20 protein-coding genes and 1 pseudogene are annotated in these 22,460 nt (G+C 73.3%); 12 read left to right on the top strand and 9 right to left on the bottom strand.

Annotation, left to right across the window (positions count from 1 at the left end; genetic code table 11):
• Positions 1–159: 159 nt before the first annotated feature.
• The 3 genes from PSU4_RS06350 (at position 160) to PSU4_RS06340 (ending at position 2,561) form a co-directional block, all read left to right on the top strand.
• Positions 160–1,356, top strand: coding sequence for a homogentisate 1,2-dioxygenase (locus PSU4_RS06350; protein WP_147103374.1), 1,197 nt, complete (start codon positions 160–162; stop codon positions 1,354–1,356).
• Positions 1,353–1,808, top strand: a complete 456-nt coding sequence (locus PSU4_RS06345; protein ID WP_147103372.1) for a PaaI family thioesterase — start codon at positions 1,353–1,355, stop codon at positions 1,806–1,808. The genes PSU4_RS06350 and PSU4_RS06345 overlap by 4 nt, the downstream gene beginning before the upstream one ends.
• Positions 1,809–2,042: 234 nt before the next feature.
• On the top strand, positions 2,043–2,561 hold the full coding sequence (locus PSU4_RS06340) for a hypothetical protein (RefSeq protein ID WP_147103370.1): 519 nt from the start codon (positions 2,043–2,045) through the stop codon (positions 2,559–2,561).
• Positions 2,562–2,706: 145 nt separating this feature from the next.
• Here PSU4_RS06340 and PSU4_RS06335 read toward each other — a convergent pair whose 3' ends face one another.
• The 4 genes from PSU4_RS06335 to PSU4_RS06320 all read right to left on the bottom strand — a co-directional run bounded on the left by PSU4_RS06335 (position 2,707) and on the right by PSU4_RS06320 (position 9,691).
• The gene (locus tag PSU4_RS06335; protein WP_147103368.1) at positions 2,707–5,937 is read right to left on the bottom strand and encodes a bifunctional cytochrome P450/NADPH--P450 reductase; all 3,231 of its coding nucleotides are present in this window, start codon (positions 5,935–5,937) and stop codon (positions 2,707–2,709) included.
• On the bottom strand, positions 5,934–6,653 hold the full coding sequence (locus tag PSU4_RS06330) for a hypothetical protein (protein ID WP_147103366.1): 720 nt from the start codon (positions 6,651–6,653) through the stop codon (positions 5,934–5,936). Before PSU4_RS06330 ends, PSU4_RS06335 begins: the two co-directional genes overlap by 4 nt.
• The gene (locus tag PSU4_RS06325) at positions 6,646–6,834 is read right to left on the bottom strand and encodes a hypothetical protein (RefSeq protein ID WP_147103364.1); all 189 of its coding nucleotides are present in this window, start codon (positions 6,832–6,834) and stop codon (positions 6,646–6,648) included. Before PSU4_RS06325 ends, PSU4_RS06330 begins: the two co-directional genes overlap by 8 nt.
• Before the next feature lie 175 nt (positions 6,835–7,009).
• The gene (locus PSU4_RS06320; RefSeq protein WP_186816776.1) at positions 7,010–9,691 is read right to left on the bottom strand and encodes a helix-turn-helix transcriptional regulator; all 2,682 of its coding nucleotides are present in this window, start codon (positions 9,689–9,691) and stop codon (positions 7,010–7,012) included.
• A gap of 104 nt (positions 9,692–9,795) precedes the next feature.
• On the opposite strand from PSU4_RS06320, the gene PSU4_RS06315 reads away from it, so the two are divergent.
• From PSU4_RS06315 to PSU4_RS06305, 3 genes and pseudogenes are all read left to right on the top strand, one after another.
• On the top strand, positions 9,796–11,028 hold the full coding sequence (locus tag PSU4_RS06315; protein ID WP_147103360.1) for a metal-dependent hydrolase family protein: 1,233 nt from the start codon (positions 9,796–9,798) through the stop codon (positions 11,026–11,028).
• Between the two features lie 48 nt (positions 11,029–11,076).
• Positions 11,077–11,265, top strand: a pseudogene (locus PSU4_RS32975) (PIN domain-containing protein); the annotation flags it as partial.
• An 8-nt stretch (positions 11,266–11,273) separates the two neighbouring features.
• Positions 11,274–11,849, top strand: a complete 576-nt coding sequence (locus PSU4_RS06305) for a TetR/AcrR family transcriptional regulator (RefSeq protein ID WP_222596185.1) — start codon at positions 11,274–11,276, stop codon at positions 11,847–11,849.
• Here the strand turns inward: PSU4_RS06305 and PSU4_RS06300 are convergent.
• A complete protein-coding gene (locus PSU4_RS06300; protein WP_147103357.1) occupies positions 11,846–12,706 on the bottom strand; it encodes an SCO6745 family protein in 861 nt (286 codons plus the stop codon). The two genes, PSU4_RS06305 and PSU4_RS06300, sit on opposite strands and share 4 nt — an antisense overlap.
• A gap of 76 nt (positions 12,707–12,782) precedes the next feature.
• Here PSU4_RS06300 and PSU4_RS06295 point away from each other — a divergent pair, with 76 nt between their 5' ends.
• Complete coding sequence (locus tag PSU4_RS06295; RefSeq protein ID WP_186816775.1) at positions 12,783–13,265, top strand: GNAT family N-acetyltransferase; 483 nt, start codon at positions 12,783–12,785, stop codon at positions 13,263–13,265.
• A gap of 256 nt (positions 13,266–13,521) precedes the next feature.
• Positions 13,522–13,752, top strand: coding sequence for a hypothetical protein (locus PSU4_RS06285; protein WP_147103620.1), 231 nt, complete (start codon positions 13,522–13,524; stop codon positions 13,750–13,752).
• A gap of 14 nt (positions 13,753–13,766) precedes the next feature.
• On the opposite strand, the gene PSU4_RS06280 is transcribed toward PSU4_RS06285, so the two are convergent.
• Both PSU4_RS06280 and PSU4_RS06275 read right to left on the bottom strand, forming a co-directional pair.
• Positions 13,767–14,180: a hypothetical protein gene (locus PSU4_RS06280; protein ID WP_147103353.1), complete on the bottom strand. Its 414-nt coding sequence runs from the start codon at positions 14,178–14,180 to the stop codon at positions 13,767–13,769.
• 106 nt (positions 14,181–14,286) lie between these two features.
• Positions 14,287–15,333: an NAD(P)H-dependent flavin oxidoreductase gene (locus PSU4_RS06275; protein ID WP_186816774.1), complete on the bottom strand. Its 1,047-nt coding sequence runs from the start codon at positions 15,331–15,333 to the stop codon at positions 14,287–14,289.
• Positions 15,334–15,516: 183 nt separating this feature from the next.
• Between PSU4_RS06275 and PSU4_RS06270 the strand changes: the two genes are divergently transcribed.
• Together PSU4_RS06270 and PSU4_RS06265 are read left to right on the top strand one after the other, a co-directional pair.
• Positions 15,517–16,737, top strand: coding sequence for a L,D-transpeptidase (locus PSU4_RS06270; protein ID WP_147103349.1), 1,221 nt, complete (start codon positions 15,517–15,519; stop codon positions 16,735–16,737).
• Between the two features lie 39 nt (positions 16,738–16,776).
• The gene (locus tag PSU4_RS06265; protein WP_147103347.1) at positions 16,777–17,643 is read left to right on the top strand and encodes a hypothetical protein; all 867 of its coding nucleotides are present in this window, start codon (positions 16,777–16,779) and stop codon (positions 17,641–17,643) included.
• Between the two features lie 112 nt (positions 17,644–17,755).
• Here PSU4_RS06265 and PSU4_RS06260 read toward each other — a convergent pair whose 3' ends face one another.
• Positions 17,756–18,520 carry a hypothetical protein gene (locus PSU4_RS06260; protein ID WP_147103345.1) on the bottom strand — a complete coding sequence of 255 codons (765 nt, stop codon included), beginning with the start codon at positions 18,518–18,520 and terminating at the stop codon, positions 17,756–17,758.
• A 191-nt stretch (positions 18,521–18,711) separates the two neighbouring features.
• On the opposite strand from PSU4_RS06260, the gene PSU4_RS06255 reads away from it, so the two are divergent.
• The gene (locus tag PSU4_RS06255) at positions 18,712–19,308 is read left to right on the top strand and encodes a carboxymuconolactone decarboxylase family protein (RefSeq protein WP_147103343.1); all 597 of its coding nucleotides are present in this window, start codon (positions 18,712–18,714) and stop codon (positions 19,306–19,308) included.
• Positions 19,309–19,347: 39 nt separating this feature from the next.
• Positions 19,348–20,085 (top strand): DUF5995 family protein, encoded by a 738-nt coding sequence (locus PSU4_RS06250; RefSeq protein ID WP_246114970.1) that lies wholly within the window; start codon positions 19,348–19,350, stop codon positions 20,083–20,085.
• A 53-nt stretch (positions 20,086–20,138) separates the two neighbouring features.
• Here the strand turns inward: PSU4_RS06250 and PSU4_RS06245 are convergent, their stop codons facing one another.
• Positions 20,139–22,130, bottom strand: coding sequence for a potassium transporter Kup (locus PSU4_RS06245; RefSeq protein ID WP_147103340.1), 1,992 nt, complete (start codon positions 22,128–22,130; stop codon positions 20,139–20,141).
• Between the last annotated feature and the right edge of the window lie 330 nt (positions 22,131–22,460).

Here is a 22,460-nt window from a genome sequence, read left to right as displayed (position 1 = left end):
TCGAGGTGTTCAGCGAGCGCGGCGCCCACGCCCGCACCGCGATCGGCGGTCGAGAACCTGCCGCGCGGGTTCGCCGTCGAGGTCGACATGGTCGTTCAGCTCGGCTGAACCCGGCCACCAGGGCCATCATGGGGTCCGGCCCGGAAGGAGGACCCCACGATGGCGTACTACCGGCGCGCCGGTCACGTCCCGCCCAAGAGACACACCCAGCACCGCAGCAGCGAGGGCGACCTCCACTACGAGGAGCTCATGGGTGAGGAGGGCTTCTCGTCGGACTCCGCGCTGCTCTACCACCGCGCAGTGCCCTCGGCGATCGTCGACGCCACACCGTGGGACCCACCCGACCAGACGCTCACCGAGAACCGGCCGCTGCTGCCGCGGCACCTGCAGCTGCACGCCCTCACCGGCGACGACTGGAAGGCCGCCGACGCCGTCACCGGGCGACGGCTCGTGCTCGGCAACGCCGACGTCCGCATCTCCTACGTCGTCGCCGGGCAGCCGTCGCCGCTCTACCGCGACGCCGTCGGCGACGAGTGCGTCTACGTCGAGTCCGGGTCGGCGACGATCGAGACCGTGTTCGGGACGTTGCGCGCCTCGGCCGGGCACTACGTCGTCATCCCGCGGTCGACGACACACCGCTGGCTCCCCGACGGCTCGGAACCGTTGCGGCTGTACGCGATCGAGGCGTCGTCGCACATCGCGCCGCCCAGGCGGTACCTGTCGCGGTACGGGCAGTTCCTCGAGCACGCGCCCTACTGCGAACGTGATCTCCACGGCGCCGGCGAACCGCTGCTCGTCGAGGGCGAGGACGTCGAGGTGCTGGTGCGCCACCGCGGCGTCGACGGCATCACCGGCACCCGCTACGTGTACGCCACGCACCCCTTCGACGTCGTCGGCTGGGACGGCTGCCTCTACCCGTACACGTTCGACGTCGCCGACTTCGAGCCGATCACCGGGCGCGTGCACCAGCCGCCGCCGGTGCACCAGGTGTTCGAGGGCGACGGGTTCGTGATCTGCAACTTCGTGCCCCGCAAGGTCGACTACCACCCGCTGTCGGTGCCGGTGCCGTACTACCACTCCAATGTGGACTCCGACGAGGTGATGTTCTACTGCGGCGGGAACTACGAGGCGCGCAAGGGCTCCGGGATCGCGCAGGGCTCGGTGTCGCTGCACCCGGGCGGGCACAGCCACGGGCCGCAACCCGGCGCGATCGAACGGTCGCTCGGCGCGGAGTCCTTCGACGAGCTGGCCGTCATGGTCGACACCTTCCGGCCGCTCGCGCTCGGCGAGGGCGGGCTCGCCGCCGAGGACCCCGCCTACGCCTGGACCTGGGCCGGCCGGGGCCCGACGGCGTGAGCGTCCCGGCCGGCCGGACGGGACCGTTCTGGGACGGTGTCGCCGGGCGGGTGCCGATCCCGCAGGCCGCGGCGACGCTCGGGTTCGAGTTCGTCGACGCCGACGTGGACGCCGGGACGATCGAGGTCGCGTTCACGGCGACGGAGGCGTTCACCAACCCGGCCGGCAACGTCCTCGGCGCCTTCCTGGCCGCGATGCTCTACGACACCGTCGGCCCCGCGCTGCTCGCCACCCTGGAACCCGACGAGTTCCAGTCGACGCTGCAGCTGTCGGTGAGCTTCCTGCGTCCCGCGCGGCCGGGCCGGATCCTCGGGCGGGGACGCGTCGTCCGCCGCGCCGGTGAGACCGCGCACCTGGACGCCGAGCTGCGCGATGCCGGCGGGGCCGTCCTCGCGACGGCCACCGCGACGGCCGTGGTCATCCCGCTGGCCGAGGCGCGGGACGCGGTCTGACGGCGGCCGCCGCGGCGAGCACGGCCGCCGCGTGAGTCGTGAGTGGCGATGGTCGCTACAGCGACCATCGCCACTCACAGGTGGTGGGGACGCGGCCGCGACGGCGTCGGTGGGCATCGGCTCCGACGCTGCGTCGGCGGCCTCGTGGGCGGAACCCCCGGTGACTTGTCGGGTCGCGTCACCGGTTGCTACAACGGCGGCACCCCTCGTCGGCACACCGGACGGATCCTCGGTATGGACGCCTCGCCAGCCCGCAGCCCCGTCGCGCGCCTCGCCGGCGGGCCCCGCGAACTGGCGTTCTGGGTCGGGGAGCTCGCCCACCGGGCGGATCGCCCCGGGGTGGTGGCGCTGGCCGTCGCGACGATCGAGCCCGCCACGCGGCCGCTGCTCACCGACCTGCTCGCCGGTGCCGGGCCGGGCCCGGACGTCGACGCCCTCGCCGCGCTCGACCCGCTGCGGCACCGGCCGTACCTCGACGACGGTCCCGACGCCGCCGTCGTGGCCGACGTCCTGCTCACCGGGTTGTCGCGGTCGCGCGCCGACCACGTGGGCGCGCGGGTGTGGGCGGCCGGCCACGTCGACGGTCCCGACGACCTCGCCGGCCTGCACCGCGTCGTCCGCGGCCTGCTCGCCCTCGACTCGATCTACGGGACGCCCGAGTGCCGGGCCCGCCTGGAGGCGCGCGCCCGCTACAACCTCGCGGTGGAGGAACGCCTGTTGCGCGACGCCCTGCACGGCGCGGCCGCATCCTGACGCCGTGGCGCCGGACGTGCGCCGGCACGTCGTCGCCCCCGGCCGCAACCTGACGGTCGTGTCGCCGCCCCCGGACAGCCGTGAGGTTGCGGCCGGAGTGTGGGGCGGGCCGGTGCCGCCCTCCCGGCAGCTCGGCCCGCCCGGCTCAGCCGACCGCCGACTCTCCCCAGATGTCCTCCAGGTACCGCTGCTCGGCGCGCATCCCGGCGAGCCAGGACTCGCCGTCGGAACCGCCGTGCACCTCGATCAGCGCGGCCCGCACGGCCGGGGCCATCGTGTTCGCGTTGCCGCAGACGTAGACGTGTGCGCCCTCGTCGAGCAGCCTGCGCACCTCGTCCGCCTCCTCGACGATCGCCTGCTGCACGTAGCGGCGGTTGTCGGCGACCCGGGAGAACGCCATGCAGAGCTTCACGACGCCGTCGCGTTCGAAGGCGCGCAGCTCGTCGGAGTAGAGGAAGTCCTGCTCGGGCGTGCGGCACCCGAAGAACAGCAGTGACTCCGCGATGGGCACCCCGCGCCGCTTCAGCGCGGCCCGCTCCTGCAGGAAACCGCGGAAGGGGGCCATGCCCGTCCCGGCCCCGACCATGATCATCGGGATGTGCGGGTTCTCCGGCGGCGTGAACGGGATGGTCGGCTTGCGGACGAACGTGAACAGCGTTCCGTCGACCTCGCTGCCACGCAGGTGTGTCGAGCAGACCCCGGCGAACCGGCCGTCGCGACCGCGGGCGGGCACGTCGAGCACCCCGACGGTGATGTGGCAGGCCCCGTTCTCCGACGGTGCCGACGAGATCGAGTAGTACCGCGGCCGCAACGGCGGCAGCATGTCGAGGAACTGCGCGAACTCCAGGGCGCAGCTCGGGTAGGCGTCGAGCAGGTCGAGCACCGTGACCCGCGGCTCGGCGATCGTCTTGCGGTACCGGGCGCGGCCCTCGTCGTCGAGCGTCGTGAGGGCCAGCAGGGCGTCGCGCTCGGCCGGGTCCGCGGCGACGGAGGCGAGCGTGGCGATGTCGGACCGCCCGGCGACGTCCTGCAGCTCGACGCAGCTGCCCAGCACCCCCAGCAGTGGCGCGGGTTCGTCGAGGGGCAGGTGCGTCCACGAGCCGCCGTTGGGCGTGATCGTGAGGTAGGTGCCCGCGTCGAGCTTGAACCGGGCGATGACCCGGCGGATCAGGTCGACGTTGTTGCGCGGCAGCACGCCGAGGTGGTCACCGGTCGAGTACTCGGTACCGGGCGCGAGCGCGATCTCGACGTGGCGGGTCGACCGGTCGGAGCCGTCGGCGTTGAGCTCGCGGTTGACCAGCACGGTCGACGGTCGCGCCCGGTAGGACACGACGACCGGGTTGGTGGTCTGGCGGTTGGTCATCGTGAGCGTGAGCCGCGGACCGCTCGTGCCGGCGCCGACCGCGTCGGCGGAAAGGCCCAGCGCCTCGGTCAAAGCAGGCCAGATGGTCGCGTACCAGGCCTCGTACTGGCCGTCGAAGTCCGAGCGGGCGTCACCCTCACCCCGGTCGACGACGCGCCGGCCGCCGTGGGCCGCGAGCTGCTCGTCGAGCATCGTCGGGATGGCCTGATAGGTCGACGCCCAGTCCATGTTGCCGCAGCCGAACACCGCGAACGCCACCCCGGAGGCCGCGTCGGACGGGGTCGCCGCGTCGCGGATCCAGGCGCAGAACTTCTCGGCGTTGTCGGGCGGCAGCCCGTTGTACGACGCGCACACGACGACGAGCGCACCCTCGGAGGGCAGGTCGGCGACGTGGTCGTCGAGCGCGCCGAGGGTGACGGCGAAACCGCGGTCGGCGCCGTCCTGCGCGATACGCGTCGCGATGCCCTCGGCGGTGCCGAGGTTCGACCCGAACAGGACGGTCAGCGGGGTGCCGTGCCGGTCGCCGACGGGTGCCAGGCGCAGCGCGGGCTTCGCCGCCGGGGCCTGCGCGGCCCGCGGCGCGACGACGACCGTGCCGGTGGTCCGGTCGGGTCGCGGCCGCAGCCGGATGAACAGCCCGTCGGGCTTGAGCGTCAACGCCTCCTTGATCTTGAGCTGGTACTGGTGCTCGTCGACGAAGTCGAAGCGCTGCAACAGCATGCCGAGCACGAGCACGGCCTCCTGCATCGCGAACTGCCGTCCGATGCAGGCCCGCTGTCCCGAGCCGAACGGCTTGAACGCGTTGGGCGGCAACGTCGCGCGGAACTCGGGGCGGAAGTGGTCGGGGTTGAACTCCTCGGCGTCCGGGCCCCAGATCTCGGTGCTGCGGTGCAGCATCGGGGTCAGCGCGGTCAGCGACGAGCCCTTCGGGATGCGGAAGCCGCCGAGGACCGCGTCCTCGTAGGGGTAGCGGGTGAACCCCGGCGCGGTCGGCCAGAGCCGCAGGATCTCGTTGAGGATCTGCGTGACGTAGGTGAGGCCCTGGATCTGCTGGAAGCTGGGCATGACGCCCGGATCGGTCCCGAGGACCCGGTCGACCTCGGCCTGCGCCTTCACGACGACGTCCCGGTCCTTGAGCAGGTAGGCGATCGTGAACGACAGCAGCCCGCTGGTCGTCTCGTGGCCCGCGACCAGGAAGGTCAGGCACTGGCCGACGATGTTCTCGTCGGGCAGCGTCAGGCCGGTCTTCTTGTCGATGCCGGTGAGCATGCAGCTCAGGAGGTCGTCGTGCTCCTCGGCGTTCCCGGCACGGCGCCGCTCGTCGAGGATGTGCTGGACCTCCCGCTCCATGAAGGCGTTGTCCTCCACGAGCTGACGCTGCGCCCTGCGGCGGAACCGGATCAGCGCCGGGACCAGCCGGGCCCGCCGCTGGGTCTCCGTCAGCGTGCGCATCATCGCGTCGACGAACGGGTGCTGGGTGTTGCGGTAGAACGAGTTGAACCGGTACCCGAAGCCGCACAACGCGATCGTGTCGAGGGTCAGGCGCGTCATGTCGCCGGTGACGTCGACGTCCTCGCCCGGGTTGAGCCGTTCCCACTTCTGCATGAGCTGCAGCGCGATGTCGATCATCATCGGCAGGTAGCCCTGCATCGCCTGCATGCTGAAGTTGGGCAGCAGGATGTTGTGCGCCCGCGACCACATCGGGTCGTCGGTGTCGGCGGTGAACAGGCCGTCGCTCGGGCGCATCTTGCGCAGCTCCTTCTGCGCCGTGCCGACGAGCTTGTCGTACCGCGAGTCGTCGCACAGGTCGTCGACCATCTCCAGGCCCGAGACGACGTACCGGTCGCCCATCGGGGTGCTCAACCGCATGATCGGCCCGTAGGTGCGGGTCAGGTCCATCAGCGCCTGGATCGTCCGGTCGCCGGGGATGTCGAGGGCGTTGCCGATGATCGGCTTCGGCGGCGGGCCGGGAATCTCGCTCGCGTCACGGATCCCGATCGGGGTGGTGGTCATGAGGCAGCCTCCGGAATCGCGCGGGCGCCGGGACGTCCGGCGCGGACGAGGACGATGACGCCGACGAGCACGGCCCACCCGGGCAGCACCAGCAGGACGGCGGGGTTGAACGTGGTGGCGACCAACATCGCCAGGGCGAGCAGGTAGCTGAGGAAGCCGAGCCAGCGTGGGAGCAGGCCGGCCTTCATGAGCAGCGTCGTCGTGGTCATGACGTACATGCCGGCCGCGCGGACCGCGTACACGAACACGACCGCGTACCCGATGCCCGACAGCGCCCGGCCGACGTCGGGACCCGGCACCGGGCCGGTCCCGATGTCGACGACGAGCGCCACCGCCCCGGCCGCCGCCGTGCCGGTCCACAGCAGCGCGACGAACAGGACACCCGCGAGGACCTGCAGCGACATGGGCATCTTGGGCACGTCAGGGGCCAGCTCGCGGACCAGCAGCCGCACCGTGATCATGTGCCAGAGGAACGCGATGCCCGCGAACGGGACGAGGTAGAGCCCGACGGTGATCAGCACCGTCTTGCCGCCCGGCGCGTAGAAGGCGTCGTAGGCCTGGTCGCTGGTGGCGAATCCGGGGGACCGGTTCACGAACACCAGCGCGAGCGCCATCAGCACCGCGAACACCACGGCGAGCACCCCGGAGAGCTGGGCGTACTTCACGGCCTCGGCCGAGACGGCGGGTCGGGCACCGGCGTCGCGCAGGTCAGCCATCGTCGTTCCCCCGGTCACGCGCGGCTGCCGGGTCGTCGTCGAGCGCCGGCAGGTCGATCGCCTCGAGCACGCGGAGCAGGTCGAGCACCCCGGTGAACGGGCCGCCGCCACCACCCGGGGCGCGGACGGTCCCTTCGAGGCGACCGTCCCCGCTCCGGAAGAGGTCCAGCTGTATCCGCATGGCCCCTCCCTCCTCCGGGCCGTGGCCGGCCCGAGGTGGCGCGCGTCGTCGAGCATCGGCCCCGGAGGGTGGGCAGCGGGCTGTCAGGACCTTCCAGCGGACCTTCCAGTCCGGGGTCGGGCCGGGGGCGGGGCCGGGGCCGGGCCCCTGTGAGTGGCAATAGTCGCTATAGCGACTATTGCCACTCACAGGAGGCCAGTTCGCGGCGGCTGGAGATCCCGAGCTTCGCGTAGATGTTGGACAGGTGGAACGCGACCGTGCGGCCCGTGACGAACAAGGTCGCTCCCACCTCGCGGTTGGTCCGGCCCTGCGCGACGAGCCGGGCGACGGCGAGCTCCTGCGGCGTCAGCGACAGCGGACCGCCCGCCGCGGGGGGATGCAGGCCGGCGCCGCGCAGCTCGTCGTCACTGCGGGCGGCGAACGGGGTGGCACCGAGCCGGGTGAGCCGCTCGTGGGCGGTGCGCAGCAGGTCGACACCGGGGCGGCGCTCCCCGGCGGCGATCAGGTGCCGCCCGAACGCGGTCTCCAGCCGGGCGCGCGGCAGCTCGGCGCGGGAGCCCCGGGCGACGTCGAGTGCCCGTTCGTAGTCGGACCGGCGGTCGGTCAGCTCGGCACGCAGCCGCGCGACCTCCACGGCCGTCCATCCCGGACGGTCGGCGACGCGGGCGGTGAGGGAGTCGAGCTCGGCGGCGGCGGCACGGCGGTCGCCGGTCCCGATCAGCGCCTCGACCAGCAGCGCCCGCCACGGCAGCACCCCCACCCGGTCGCCGGGCCCGGTCACGGCGGCGTCGGCGACCCGCGGGGCGAGGGCGGCGTGCATGGCCGCGGCGTCGCCCCGGGCCTGCGCGAGGACGGCGGCGGCCGTCGACGAGTAGGCGTACCCACCCCACCACGGCAGCAGCCGGGTCGCGCCGAGTGCGGTGTCGACGCGCGTCCGCGCGACGTCCCACTCACCGCGGCCGGAGGCGACGTAGCTGCTCAGGGCGTTGGTGATACCGGCGCCGAGCAGGACACCGGCGTCGCGGGCCAGCGACAGGGCCAGCATGCCGTGTGCGGCCGAGCCGTCCCAGTCGCCGATCCGGTACGTGGCCTCGGAGAGGTGGGCCAGCGCCAGCACCCGGGCCTGCATCGACATGCCGGTGGCGTCGTCGCGGACGATCGCGGCCAGCGCGTCGGCAGCGGTGCCCGCGTCCTCCCGCCACAGCGCGACGACGCCGCGCAGCGCCGCACCCTCGGCGGTGTCGCCGTTGCGGGCGAGCTCGGCGTCGGCCGCGGCGTGGTCGCCGCTCGCGTACAGCGCGACGGTGCGGACGAACCGGGCCGTCGGTTCGTCCTCGGCCGCGGGTCCCCAGGCCAGCGCCCGGCCGGCCAGTTCGGCGGCGGCGTCGGTGTCGCCCTCGATCAGCGACAGCAACGACAGGTGCGCCGCGGCGGCCGCGCGGCGGGTGTCGTCGTCGCCCGCGGCGTCGAGGGCGTCGGCGAGGGAGACGCGGGCGTCGTGGAAGCGGCCCGTCATCGCTTCCAGCCTGCCGACGACGCGGCTGCGCGCGGCACTGGGCGGCAGCGCGCGGACGTCGGGCTCCGAGCGCAGGGCGCGGCCGAGGTCGCCGCCCGCGAGCATCGCGTCGACACCGCCGACGAGCCGGGCCGCCCGCGCGGCCGGGTCGGGGCTGAGGTCGGCGGCCGACAGCAGATGGTCGGCGGCGGCGCGCCACCTGCGGGCGGCGGTGTCGTCGCGGGCCTGCGCCTCCAGTTCCGCGGCCAGCTCCGCATCGGCGCCGACGGCGGCCGCGACCCGGTGTGCCGTCGCCGCGGTCCCGTCGACGAGCTCCGCCGCCGCTCGGTGCAGGGCGTGCCGCCGGGCCGGGGGCAGGTCGCCGTACACGGCGGCGCGCACGAGCTGGTGCGGGAAGGCGACGTCGCGGCCGGCCTCGACGAGCAGCCCCGCGCGGACGGCCTCGTCGAGCGCGGCGACCGGGTCGTCCACACCGGACGCGGTGACGGCGTCGGCGAGCGGGCAGTGGTCGCCGAGCACCGCCGCGGCCAGCACGAGCTCCCGCGTCGCGGGGGCGAGGGCGGCCACTCTGACCAGCACCAACGTCGCGAAGGAGCGGGGCGCGGGCAGCGCGGTGGAGGTGTCGAGCAGGACGTCGGCAGGCAGCTCGCGCAGCAGCGCCGCCGCGTGCAGGGGATGGCCGTCGGTGTGCTCGCGCAGCCGGTCCGCGGCGGCCGGGGTCAGCTCCCGGTCGAGGGTGCGGCCCAGCTCGACGAGGTCGTCGGAGTCCAGCCCGGCCAGGGTGATCCTGCGCGGTGGCTGCGCGCCGACGGTGCCGCGTTCCCACCAGGCCGGGCCCGGATCCGGGTCGCGCACCCCGAGCACGACGAGCACGTGGTCGCGGCGCAGCCTGCGGACGGTGAAGGCCAGCGCGCGGGCGGACGCGTCGTCGGTCCACTGGGCGTCGTCGACGACGAACAGGACGGGATCGGTGGCCTGCAGCTCGCCGAGCGCGGCGAGCAGCTGTGCGCCGACGGCGAGCGGGTCGGTCGTCGCGGGCGGGGCTGTCGTGAGCAGGGGGCCGCGGGCGTCGTCGGGGAGGTCGGCGACGAGCTGGCCGACGATCCCGAACGGGAGCGCGACCTCCTCGGGCGCCCCGGTGGCGTGCAGGACGGCGGCGACCGGGCCCGCCGTGGAGAGCCGGCGCAGCAGCGTCGTCTTTCCGATCCCGGCGGCCCCGGACACGACGACGACGGACGGGTCGCCCGCCCGCGCCCGGTCGAGCTCCCCGGTCAGCGTGGCGAGTTCACCCGTCCGCCCGACGAACGGCTCCCCCGAGCCCACACCGTCGAGTCTGGTCATGACGCCATGGCCGGACAAGGGTCTATCGGCGCGCAGACTTGTATACAAATGCGCCGTCATGACAGAAGATGTGCCGGTCGGACGAATCGCAAGGAGGGAACTGCATGCAACGCACGGTCCTGGTCAACGGCACCTTCCTCACCAGCGACGATCTGACGCCCGTCACCGGCGCACTCGCGATCGTCGACGGCCGCATCGAGACGCTCGGATCCGACGTGACCCCCCGCCCCGGCGACGACGTCGTCGACCTCGACGGTGCGTTCGCGATGCCCGGCCTGATGGACGCGCACTGCCATCTCATCTACCGCGACGTCGCCGACCCCTACGACATCGAGCTGCGCAAATCCGTCCCGCAGGCCACCGTCGACGCCGTCCACAACGCCGGGGTGCTGCTGCGCAAGGGCTTCACGACGGTCCGCGACGTCGGCAGCCGCGCCAACATCGGCGTCGAGGTCCGCGACGCGATCCGCCGCGGCGACGTCCCCGGCCCGCGGGTCCTCGCGGCCGGCCGGATCGTCTCCGCGCCCGGTGGGCTCGGCGACTTCCAGCCCTCCCACCTGTTCGAGCACGCGCCCTACCCGCACAGCCTCGCCGTGCAGGTCGTCGGGCCCTACGAGGCCGCGGCCGTCGTCCGCACCCAGCTCAAGGACGGCGTCGACTGGATCAAGGTCGGCGTCAGCGGCACCGGCTTCAACCCGCTGTGCCCCGCCGAGCGCAGCGGCCTGACCGACGTCGAGTTCCACGCACTCGTCGACGAGGCCGTCCGCCAGGGCGTGCCCGTCGTCGCCCACGCCGAGTCCGAGGACTCCGTGCGCACCGCCGCCCGCGCCGGCGTCGCGAGCATCGAGCACGCGCTCTTCCTCGCCGACGACGCGCTCGAGTCGGTCGTCGAGCACGGCCTGACGATCTCGCCGACGCTGTCGATGTACCGGGCGTTCGCCGAGCAGGGGCTGGCCATGGGCATCCCGCAGGTCATCGTCGACCAGCACAAGCGCACTCACGAGCACCACGTCGCCAGCATCGCGAAGGCCGTGGCGGCGGGCGTGCCGATCGTCGCGGGAGGCGACGCCGGGCTCACCCACTTCGTGCAGGGCAGCTGCGCCGTCGAACCCGCGACCTACGTCGAGCTCGTCGGGATGTCGACCCGCGCTGCGCTGCAGTCGATCACCGTGAACATCGCGCGGCTGCTGCGGATCGACGACGAGGTCGGGACGCTCGCGCCCGGCAAGGCGGCCGACGTGCTGGTAGTGCGCCGTGACCCGCTCGCCGACGTCACCGCGGTCTCCGACGACGCCGCCCGGGTCATGGTGCTGCAGGGTGGGCGCGTCGTCTCGTAGCGAGCGACGTACGCGGCGGCACGAGCCGCTCCCACCGTCGACTTCCACGTCGCCGCCACCGGCTACCGCGCAGCCCGGTCCACCGGTCGCACCGTCCGCACGCTCCTCGACTGCCTGATCGCCGCGGTCGCGCTGCGGACCGGCGCGACACTCGTCCACCGGGACCAGGACTTCGACGTTCTCGCCGAGGTGTTTCCCGAGCTGAGCGTCGTGTCGTTGCGCGGCGACCTATCATGACGGTCGTCATGGTCGATCGGAGTCCTCGCGAGCGCATCGTGCGCAGCGCCGCACTGCTGTTCCGCGAGCGGGGCGTCGGCGCCACCGGGATGCGGGAGATCGTCGCGCACGCCGCGGCGCCGCGTGGGTCGCTGCAGCACTACTTCCCGGGAGGCAAGCAGGAGCTGGTGGCCGAGGCGATGACGTGGATGGCCGAGCGCGCCGCCGGCCCGCTGCGCGCCAGCCTCGACGTCGAGCCGGCGCCACCGCCCGCCGAGATCGTCCGCGGGGTCGTCGACCGGTTCCGTGAGGTCCTGGCGCTCACCGACTTCACCGGCGGCTGCCCGATCGTCGCCGGCGTCGCCGACGCGGCCTGGGACGGCGACGTCGTCGCCGCGGCCGCGCGCGACGCCTTCGCCCGCTGGCTCGACCCGCTGGCCCAGGCCCTGCGTCACGGCGGGATCGAGGCCGGCCGCGCCGACCGTTTGGCGCTCATGGTGATCAGCGCGGCCGAGGGGGCGCTCGTCATCAGCCGGGCACGCCGCGACGAGTCGGCCCTCGACGCCGTCGCGGCCGAGCTCGACCTGCTGCTCACGACCGGTTAGGTCAGCCCGACGATCCCCACCGGGTTCGGCTCGGGGATCATCCCGCTGCGCGCGACCGCCGCGGCCAGCGGTGTCAGCAGCTCCGCGAGCCGGGCCGTCGCGTCCGGTCCGAGTGTCTGCCACGGCGCCTCGGCGGCGTCGTCGGTGGCGGCCTCGACGTCGTCGTGCAGCGTCCGGCCGGTGTCGGTGAGTCTCCCGTCGGTGTCGACGACGCCCGCGACGCGCAGGTCGTCGAGGCCGGCCTGCCAGGCGTCGTCGGTGAAGCGGCGGCCCAGCTGCAACGCGGTGGGGTCGGACTCGTCGGCGGCGACCTTGATCAGGTGCGACGCGAGCGGGGAGATGCCGCGGGCGACGAGCACCGCGATGTGTCCGTCGCCGCGGTGCTCGCGCAGCGTCGTCGTCGCCTGCCAGAGCGCGAGGTGCGGGGCGTCGGGGCGGGGGAGTGCCTGGTTGGCGGCGGCGAGGACGCGGCCCGCGGTGTCGGCGGCCGTGGCTGCGGCCCAGGCGAGGTCGGCGGCCTCGGTGACCTGCGGGGATTCGACGACGTCGGCACCCCAGACGGCGCGCAGCGCGGCGTCGACGCCCTCGAGCCGGGCCGCGAGGGCGCGGGTCGGGTCGGCGACGTCCCACGCCGACGGGAGGGCGCGTTCGAGCCTGCTCGGGTGGAAGCCGTGGAACGCGGCCGTCGCGATCGCGGGGCCGACGGCGCCGAGCGGTGCGGCGCGCAGCGCGACGTAGCCCATCCAGAAGCCGCGCATGCCGATCGCGTCGGCGGCGGCGAGGGCCTCGGGGGCGAAGTAGGTGACGTCGTGGACCGGCTCGAAGCGGGTCCACATGCGGCGTGCGGTGCTGGCCATGCGTCCTCCGGGCTGTGTCGACTATGACGAGCGTCATGATGCCGGACGGCCGCGGGGGAGCGTAGAACAGTCCGCTATGACGACTGTCATAGAACGGCTCGCGACGAGCGTCGGGCCCGCCACCCGTGCCGACGTCGAGGCGATCGTCCGCGCCTGCTCCGTACGGTCGCTCTCCGAACGCTTCGCCGCCGCGCACCGACTCACCCCCGACGCCGTCCTCGGCCGGTACCGACGCTGGCTCATGGCAGGGGACGCCGTCGTCGGGCGGGCGGGCGACCGGCCCGTCGGGCTGCTGAACCTCGTCGACGACCCGGTGTGCCCGCGCACCACCGACCTCGCCCTGCTCGTCGTCGACGACGTCCAGCGCCGCGGCGTCGCCACCGCCCTGCTCCGGCACTCGCTCGCCGTCCCGGCCCGCGCCGGCTGGACGGTCCGCGCCACGGTCCGCGACGACAACCGCGCCGCCATCGGCCTGCTGCGGACCCAGCACCTCGGGCCCGTCCGGCTCGCGTCGTTCGAGGCCGGCGAGCTCAGCTACGAGATCGCGATCCCGGCGTGAGGAGCGTCGGGTTCACCGGCCTCGGCCTGATCGCCACCCACCGTCGTCCACACGGGGACCACCGCGCCGGAGTTCTCCTGCGGTCTCCCCGACGACGTCCGCGCCGCGGGCGGGCGCTGCGTCCAGGCTTGTTCGACGAGGCCGTCGCGTCCGGGCGCGGTACCGACGACGTGGGCGCCGTTCTCGGTGCGATCGAGACACGAACCCTGTCGGGGGCGGCCCGGGATCCGGGATGATGGGCGCCGTGGAGGTGGCGGTGACCGACGAGGAGCTGATCGTCGCGTTCGCGCTCGTGCGTCTCGACAACCCGGGCCTCGACCTCGAGGAGATCGCCGCACTCGTGATCCGGCGACTCGGCGACGAGGCGATGCTGCAGTTCGCGTCGCACACCCTCGCCGTCCGCGACGAGCTGCGCGGCACCCTGTTCGCGGCGGCCGTCGACCACGTCCTGCGAGTCGTCCTCACCATGCGCGGCGAACGCGACTGACCCTCCGAGCGAGGTCAGTTCTTCTTGCGCAGGCCGTCGGCCAGGAGCGCTGCACCCATGCCCAGCAGCCACACGTCCTTGGCGATGGCGGTGCCCTGCTGCGTCGGGCGCAGTTTCGTGTGCATCCCGGGCGTGCGCAGGTAGAGCCCGAGCAGGCTCGCCGCGAAACCGGTGAGACCCGCGCCGGCGACGGCGGCGGGCACGAACGGCGCGAGCAGGGCAGCGCCGAGCGCGATCTCGCCCGCGGCGAGACCCTTCAGGAAGGGTTGCGGCGCAACGGCGTCGAGGAACGGGTACGTGCCCCTGGCCATCCCGTGCACGCCGGCGGCCTGCTTCTCGTCGCCGGACCACTTCCCGATGCCCGTGTTCAGGACGAAGGCGCCGGCGGTGGCGCGCAGGGCGATGTGGGCGGGGTTCCAGCGGGGCACGAGCACTCCTCGATCGGGGTTCTTAGCGACGCTACACACCCGTGGCGCAGGGAGACGAGCTGCTGGGGTCGTGAGTGGCGATAGTCGCCATAGCGACTATCGCCACTCACAGGAGGATGGTGCGCGCCTCGTCCCACATGCGCGTCACGATCTCACCCGCAGGTTCGGCGCGGGCCAGCCCCGCCGACTGGCCCGCCCACATGTTCACCCGGTCGACACCCGCCGTCTCTCCGCGGCGGAAGCGGCCGACCAGCTTGCGCTGCTGCGGGTAGGGCGCCGGACGTGGGCCGTCGTCGGCCGCCCAGGCCTGCACGAACGGCGTCGCGACCGCCCGGCCCAGCCGTCCGGAGTAGGCGCGGGTCGGGGTCGTCCGTTCCGGGGCGAGGCCGTCGAGCGACTTCGCCCACTCCGCGTCGATCCCCGCCTCCGGCGAGCGCAGCAGCGCCGTCCCCACCTGCACCGCGCTCGCCCCCAGCGCCAGCGCCGCCGCGACGCCCCGGCCGTCGGCGATCCCGCCCGCCGCGACCACGGGCACGTCGAGTGCGTCGGCGAACCGCGGGACCAGCGCCATCAGCCCGACCGTCGTCGCCTCCGCCGCGGCCGGGTCGAACGTGCCGCGGTGCCCGCCGGCCTCCATGCCCTGCGCAACGACGGCGTCGGCGCCCGCCTCCTGCGCGGCGAGGGCGTCGTCGAGCGTGGTGGCGCACGCGAACCAGGCGATACCCCGCTCGTGCAGCCGCGCGACGTAGTCGGCCGGGAACAGACCCATGATCGACGAGACGACGGTCGGCGCCGCCTCCAGCATCGCCTCGCACTGCGCGTGGAAGTCGGGGCCCTCGACGTCCGGGCCGGGCGTGCCGTAGGTCTCCAGGAACGAGGTCGCCGCCGCGACGCGGTCGGGGGCGTCGACGGACTCGTCGGGCAGCCAGATGTTGAGCTGCAACGCACCGTCGGACGCCGCGCGGAACCGGGCGACCCAGTCGGCGATCTTCGCCGGCCCGTCGAGGACGACGCCGTTCGCGCCCATGCCGCCCGCGTTCGCGACGGCCGCTGCCAGCTCCGGCGGACACGCGCCCGCCATCGGGGCCTCCAGTACCGGCACGGTCGTGCCGAACCGCTCGCAGAACGCGGCCACCCGCGCCGACACCGTCATGATCCGCTCCCGTTCGTCCCGTTCGGTCCCAGGTTGTCACGAGAACCCGGTCGACGTGGTTCGTGCCGTTGGTTCTCATTGCGCCGCAAGGGATCCGCCTCGCCGACGGGTCCCAACCCGTCGGTGGCAGTCTGTACCCAGGGGGCCTCGTGACGGGGCCGGAGGGGTGGGGTGGGGACTGTCGTGAGGACTCCGACGGGCCGGGTCCGGACCGGGCTGACGCTGTCGCTGGGCGTGGCGGTGCTCGCGTGCATCGTCCTGTCCGCATTGGTCATCGTGTCGCCGCGGCAGGCCGAGGCCCTCTCGTCCGGGCTCACCGGCGGCGTCGTGGCCCCGCCCGCACCGGCCGCACCGGTCGTCGCCACCAGCGCCGACGGCGGGCCCTTCAACCCCGGCGACCCGCTGCACCTCACCGTCACCGGGGGCACCATCGCGGCGGTCACCATGACCGACAAGGCCGACGGCAAAGCCGTCACCGGTGACCTCGCGCGGACCGGCACCGAATGGGCTTCCACCGGCGACCTCGGCTACGCCAGCACCTACACCGTCGGCGTCGACACCGTCGGCCCCGACGGCAGCAGGCACCACGACGACCGCACCGTCAGCACCCTGACGCCGACGCACACCGCGTACCCGTCGTTCATCCCGCCGCCCGCACAGACCACCGTCGGCGTCGGACAGCCCCTCGTCGTCCGCTTCGACCACGCCGTCAAGGACCACGCCACCGCCGAGAAGGCCCTCACCGTGGTCTCCGACCCGCCGCAGGAGGGCAACTGGTACTGGCTGTCCAACACCGAGGTCCACTACCGGCCGAAGGTCTACTGGCAGGCCGGCAGCACGATCACCCTGAAGGCCGACCTGTTCGGCGTCGACCTCGGCAACGGCACCTACGGCGAGACCTCCCGCAGCGAGACGATCCACGTCCACGACTCGTGGGTCGCCAAGGCCGACGGCAAGGCCGAGCAGATGCAGATCTTCCACAACGGCGCGCTCGTCAACACCATGCCGATCAGCCTCGGCTCGCCCGGCTTCCCCTCCCACACCGGCCCGCACGTCATCTCCGACAAGCAGCCGACCATCACCATGGACTCCTGCACCTACGGTGTCTGCGAGGGCCAGCCCGGCTACTACAAGGAGAAGGTCGACCTCGACCTGCGGATCTCCGACGACGGCGAGTTCGTGCACTCCGCGCCCTGGTCGGTCGGCTCGCAGGGCGGGGCCAACGTCTCCCACGGCTGCGTCAACCTCAGCCCCGCCAACGCCCAGTGGTTCTTCGACCACTTCGGCATCGGGGACGTCGTCGAGATCACCAACTCCGGCGGCCCGGCGCTGCCGCTCGGCGACACCTACGGCGACTGGGAGCTGTCCTGGGCGCAGTGGCAGACGGGCAGCGCCGCGAAGTAGCGCGGTAACGGTCGACCGCCCGGGGCCGACCAGCCAGACGTGACCCCTGAGCAGCGGTTGCTGCGCGGCCGCATCGTCGTCCTCGTCGTACTCGTGGCCCTGTTCGTGCTCTACCTCGTCGGCCTGCTCCCGGTTGCGCAGCTCCTCACGCTGCTCGTGTTCGCGATCGTCGCCGCACTGGTCATGACGGTCCGTCCCGCGCAGCTGCGCGCGCTGCTCGGCCGCGTGGAGCAGGTCTCGGCGGGCGGGGTGAGCATCGAGCTGGCCGCGGCCGGTGCGAAGGCCGCGGCGGCCGCGCCGACGGGCATGGAGGACGACGGCGACGACGACGCGACCTCGATCGTCGAGCTGCGGTTCCGGCTCGAACGTAAGCTCGCCGACCTGGCCGCGGGCGTGCTCTCGGAGGCAGTCGGCGACGTCGTCGTGCCGACGCACGTGACCATCGGCGGCCTCGTCCGCGACCACCTGCTCGGTTCCGCCGAGGCCGTCGTCGCCGACACGATCCTCACCACCAGCGAGAACGAGTTCCGCTCCTACGCCCAGACGCAGCGTGAGGCGTTGCTGCGCGACGGTGGACGGTTCGTCGCGACGTTCCGCGCAGCGGTGTTCCACGAGCGTGCCGCGCAGGTCCTCGCGCAGCAGACGGGCGGGGTCGAGCGGGTCCGGCGCGACGACGCGGTGGGCGAGGACCTCGTCGTCACCGGTACGGGCGGGCGGGTGCGCTGGGTCCCCGTCTTCGCCGACGCGGACTCCGACCTCGTCCGTGGCCAGCAGGAACGCGTCGCGCTGCTCACCGGCCGCAGCGTCGTGCTGGTCCCGGCCCTGTCCCCGAGCCCACCACCGGCCGACGGCCAGGCCCCGGTCCGCACCTTCGGCGACCTGCTGCGCGCTGCCCCTCCCCTGTGAGTGGCGATAGTCGCTGTAGCGACTATCGCCACTCACGACCCCGGGAGGTCGGTCAGCGGGCGGCGGGACCGGCGGCAGTGCGGCGGTCAGCCCGGCGATCGTCAGCGAGGTGTCAGGCGGGCAGCGCGTCGGCGATCTTGTTCAGTACCGGGCCGTAGCCGGTCGTCGAGAAGCGCTCGAAGCTGCTCATCGTGATCGTGTAGCCGCCCGTGCCGGTGACCGCGACGGCCTCGCCGCCGAGCTCCTTGGTCGCGACGTACCCCTTGCCGCCGGACCGGTCCGACACCTCGTCGTACTGCCCGCTCGCCTGCTCACGCAGGGTGTCGAGCATGATCTCGCCGGTCGAGGCGCTCGACATCGTGATGCTCAGCTGGGCGACGCCCTTGCCGTCACCGAACAGGCACGAGCCGTCGTCCTTCATCTGCTGGCCGACGAGCGAGCTGATCTGCGCCGCCGTGAACGGGCAGGCCGGCGGGGTGCTGCCGGCGCCACCGGCGAAGACGGTGTCCTCGGAGTCGCCCCCGCCGGCGACGGGCCCGTCCGCCGACACCGCAGCCGGCTCGGCCGTACCCGAACCGAACGGCAGCGAGCCCCCGAGCGCCCAGTACGCGGCGCCCCCACCGACGACGAGCACGGTGAGCACGACGACGACGATCGTCGCGATCGACCTGCCCGAACCACCGGAGCGGGCCGGGCCGGGCCGGGTGTCACCGGCCCGGGACGGTGCCTGCGGCGGCGCGTAACCCTGCGGCGGGTGGTAGCCGGGTGCCTCGCCGTAGCTGCGGCCACCGGGAACCGGCGGGCGCGGCGGCGGGGGCGGGTAGCCGTGGCCGGGCTGCTGACCGTACTGGGCGGGACCGTTGCCGTAGGGGGTCATCGGGAGTCTCCTTCATGGGGGCGGGGGGCTCCCGCATGAGGAGAATCGTGCCGATTCCGCGGCCCGGTCTCGATCGTGCCGACCCCCGGGCCGGGTGGGGAGAACCCCCGCTCGGTTGAGCGTCGTTAGAACCTTGACTACGTCGGCCTCGTCCGGTGACACTCGGACGTCCCTCGACGAGGAGAGGTCCCGTGGCCCGCCTGCATGCCATCCCCCCGCACGAGTTCGACCCCGCCCTGCGCGCGACGCTCGGCCCCGCCCTCGACGACCCGCAGGGCCTCGGCCTGCTGCGGGTCCTCGCCCAGCGCCCCGACGTCGCCCAGGCCTTCCTCGCGTTCCGCAGCGCCATGGCCGCGACGTCGACGCTGTCGCCGAGGCTGGTCGAGCTGACCCGGCTGCGCATCGCGTTCCACAACCAGTGCCGCAGCTGCATGGCCCTGCGCACCGCGACCGGTGCGGCCGACGGCGTCACCGAGGGCCTCGTCTGTTCGCTGGAGAAGCCGCAGGAGGCACCCGACCTCACCGACGCCGAGAAGGCCGCGCTGCGCTACGCCGACCTGTTCGCCACCGACCACCTCGCCGCCGACGACGCCGTCTTCGACGACCTGCGCACGTACTTCACCGAGCCCGAGATCGTCGAGCTGGGCGTGCAGATCGGCGTGTTCGTCGGCTTCGGACGGCTCTCGGCGACCTGGGACATCGTCGACGACCTGCCCGAACGTTTCCACGACCGCGACGACCTGGTGACGCCGTGGGGCGCCGACGCGGTGGTGGCGGACCACCGCTGATCCCTGGCCCACGGGGGCGTCGCACAGGACGATGCCCGCGTGAGCAGCGCGATCACGGCCGTCGCCGCGACCATGCAGGAACGGCTCGACGCCATGCCGCCGGGCCGCGCCGCGCAACGCGACTTCCTCGGCACCTACCGGCGCACCACGCTGGCCGTCGGCGAGGCCGTCGACCGCGGCGTGTTCGAGGACCCGGCGTGGGTCGACGAGTGGGACGTCGCGTTCGCCGGGTTCTACCTGGCTGCGCTCGATGCCGACCTCGCAGGCGGGGCACCGCCGCGGCCGTGGCGGCTGGCGTTCGGGGCGCGCGAGTCGCTGCCGTCGCTGATCCACGTGCTGCTCGGGGTGAACGCGCACGTCAACTACGACCTGCCGCAGGCGCTCCTCGCCGTGATCCCCGACGAGGGGTTCGCCGACCCCGCGTCGCTCGACCTGCGCCGCCGCGACCACGAACGCATCGATGGCATCCTCTCCGCGCGGGTGGCGTCCGAGGACGGCGAACTGGCCGCCCGCTCCGCACGCCGGCTGCTCGACCGCGCCCTGACGCCGCTCAACCGCCGGGCGTCGCGACGGTTCCTGCGCGAGTCCCGGCAGAAGGTGTGGCACAACGCGATCGAGCTGCAACGCGCCCGCCTCGCCGGCCCCGACGCCTACACAGCCCGGCTCGCCGAGCTGGAGGTCCTGGCCGCGGCGAAGATCGCCGACCTGCTCGCGCCCGGGCAGGTGCTGCTGAGGCTGTCCGTCGCGGGCTTCGGAGTGACGTTGCCGCCGCCCTGATCAGGGGTCGTGAGCGGTAATAGTCGCGATAGCGACTATTACCGCTCACAGGGTTAGATCTCGATCCGCGAGCCCATCACGACGGTCCGCTCCAGGGGCAGCTTGAAGAACGCCGCCGGCGTCGCCGCGTTGTGCGACAACCCGATGAACAGCCGCGTCCGCCACGACGCCATCTCACCCGACCCGCCGCGCTCGATCGTCAGCCGCGACAGGAAGTACGAGGCCGTGCCGGAGTCGAAGTCCAGCTCCTGGGCCATCGACCGGCACTCGCGCAGCAGCTGCGGGATGTCGGAGGCGTCCTGGAACCCGAACCGGGCCGTGACGTGCACGATCCCGTCCTCGGAATGGCCCAGGTCGTCGACGGTGAGCCGCTCGGTCAGCGGCACGTACGGCACGTTCAGCGACTGCACCGACACGATCACCACCCGCTCGTGCAGCACCTTGTTGAACGCGACGTTCGCGCGCAACGCCAGCGGCGCCGTCTGGTTGGTGGGGTGCGGGAACACGGCGATGCCGGGAACCCGGGCGACGCGCTCGTCGTGCAGCTCCTGGATGAAGTCGCGCAGCGGACCGTCGAGGTCGATCCGCCTGCCGGTGACGATCTGGCGGCCGCGCTGCCACGTCGTCATCACGGTGACGACGATCGCCGCGATCAGCAGCGGCAGCCAGCCGCCGTGCGGGATCTTGGTGACGTTGGCGGCGAAGTACAGCAGCTCCAGCCCACCGAACACGACGCCGGTCAGCACGAGCTGCCACGTCGGCCAGCGCCAATGGGTGGCCGCGTAGGTGAGGAAGAGCGTCGTCGTCAGCATCAGGGTGCCGGTGACGGCGAGGCCGTACGCGGTGGCCAGCTTGTCCGACGACCGGAACGTCACCATCAGCACCAGTACCCCGGCGAACAGCAGCCAGTTCACCGCGGGCACGTAGATCTGGCCGCTCTCCTGCGTCGACGTGTGCTTGACGGTGAGCGTCGGCAGGTAGCCGAGCCGCACGGCCTGCCGCGACACCGAGAACGCGCCGGAGATGACGGCCTGCGAGGCGATGACCGTCGCGAAGGTCGCGAGGACGACCAGCGGCCACCGCGCCCAGTCCGGGGCGAGCAGGTAGAACGGGTTGTCGACGGCCTTCGGGTCGTCGAGGATCAGCGCCGCCTGACCCAGGTAGTTGAGGATCAGCGCGGGCCACACGACCGCGAACCACGACACCCGGATCGGCCGCTTCCCGAAATGCCCCATGTCGGCGTACAGGGCCTCGGCCCCGGTGATCGACAGGACGACCGCGCCCATCGCGACGAACGCCGTGAACGGGTGGTCGACGACGAACGACACGATGTAGGTCGGCGACAGGCCCGCGAGCACCGTCGGGTGCGTGAGAATGTGCGGGACGCCCAGCACGGCCAGGGCGACGAACCACAGCACCATGACCGGCCCGAACAGCCGTCCGACGCGGTGCGTGCCGAAGCGCTGCGCCACGAACAGCAGCGCCAGGATGCCGATCCCGATGGGCAGCACCAGCTCCGCGAGCCCGGGTTCGGCGACCTCCAGGCCCTCGACCGCCGACAGCACCGAGATGGCCGGGGTGATCAGCGAGTCGCCGTAGAACAGCGACGCCCCCAGCACCCCGAGCAGCAACGCCAGCGCCGCCCGCCGCGGATGCGACCTCGTCACCTCGCGCACCAGCGCGGCGAGCGCCATGATCCCGCCCTCGCCGTCGTTGTCGGCGCGCAGGATGAACGACACGTACTTGATCGTCACGACGATCGTCACCGACCAGAAGATCAGCGAGACGATCCCGTAGACGTCCGACGGCGTCGGTTTCACGGCGCCGCCGTCGATGGAGAACACCGTCTGCATCGCGTACAGCGGGCTGGTGCCGATGTCGCCGAACACGATCCCCAACGCCCCGAGCGCGAGCCCGGCGAGGCCGCCGCCGTGCGCCGCGGGATGGTCCGGGTTCCCGATGGCCGGCCGCGGTGCGGACGGCGGCGGTTCGACGGGCCCGGGTGCCCCGGCCTCCGCGACGGCGGAGGGCTCTGCGTCGGTCACGCGCTCAGTGTGCACGGGTCGCGGGAGATGACAGTAGTGATCACCGCCGGCCTGTAGATCGACGCGGCGAGTTCGCCGACGACCCCCACACACGAAGGTCGGGGTGCTGACGGCGCGCGTCGCCGGGAACCGGGCGTGTCGTCAGTGCTGTGTGCCCGCGCTGACGACACGCCCGGTGCGGAACCCGCCGGCGAACGTGTGCTGAGCGCCGCCGGACAGCGCTGACGACACGCTCGATCCCGGGGGGCGGTGCACCCCGGACCACACAACACCCGGACTGCGGCGCCCGGACCGCAGAACGCCCCCGGACCGTGTGGTCCGGGGGCGTCC

The sequence above is a fragment of the Pseudonocardia sulfidoxydans NBRC 16205 genome, from assembly GCF_007989085.1.
GTDB lineage: Bacteria > Actinomycetota > Actinomycetes > Mycobacteriales > Pseudonocardiaceae > Pseudonocardia > Pseudonocardia sulfidoxydans.
This window is presented reverse-complemented; position numbering and strand designations above follow the sequence as displayed.

Excerpts from the sequence above, each read along its gene's own strand:
- PSU4_RS06350 (WP_147103374.1), top strand. The coding sequence starts at position 160 with ATGGCGTACTACCGGCGCGCCGGTCACGTCCCGCCCAAGAGACACACC.
- PSU4_RS06340 (WP_147103370.1), top strand. The coding sequence starts at position 2,043 with ATGGACGCCTCGCCAGCCCGCAGCCCCGTCGCGCGCCTCGCCGGCGGG.
- PSU4_RS06335 (WP_147103368.1), bottom strand. The coding sequence starts at position 5,937 with ATGACCACCACCCCGATCGGGATCCGTGACGCGAGCGAGATTCCCGGC.
- PSU4_RS06330 (WP_147103366.1), bottom strand. The coding sequence starts at position 6,653 with ATGGCTGACCTGCGCGACGCCGGTGCCCGACCCGCCGTCTCGGCCGAG.
- PSU4_RS06325 (WP_147103364.1), bottom strand. The coding sequence starts at position 6,834 with ATGCGGATACAGCTGGACCTCTTCCGGAGCGGGGACGGTCGCCTCGAA.
- PSU4_RS06320 (WP_186816776.1), bottom strand. The coding sequence starts at position 9,691 with ATGACCAGACTCGACGGTGTGGGCTCGGGGGAGCCGTTCGTCGGGCGG.
- PSU4_RS06315 (WP_147103360.1), top strand. The coding sequence starts at position 9,796 with ATGCAACGCACGGTCCTGGTCAACGGCACCTTCCTCACCAGCGACGAT.
- PSU4_RS06305 (WP_222596185.1), top strand. The coding sequence starts at position 11,274 with ATGGTCGATCGGAGTCCTCGCGAGCGCATCGTGCGCAGCGCCGCACTG.
- PSU4_RS06300 (WP_147103357.1), bottom strand. The coding sequence starts at position 12,706 with ATGGCCAGCACCGCACGCCGCATGTGGACCCGCTTCGAGCCGGTCCAC.
- PSU4_RS06295 (WP_186816775.1), top strand. The coding sequence starts at position 12,783 with ATGACGACTGTCATAGAACGGCTCGCGACGAGCGTCGGGCCCGCCACC.
- PSU4_RS06275 (WP_186816774.1), bottom strand. The coding sequence starts at position 15,333 with ATGACGGTGTCGGCGCGGGTGGCCGCGTTCTGCGAGCGGTTCGGCACG.
- PSU4_RS06260 (WP_147103345.1), bottom strand. The coding sequence starts at position 18,520 with ATGACCCCCTACGGCAACGGTCCCGCCCAGTACGGTCAGCAGCCCGGC.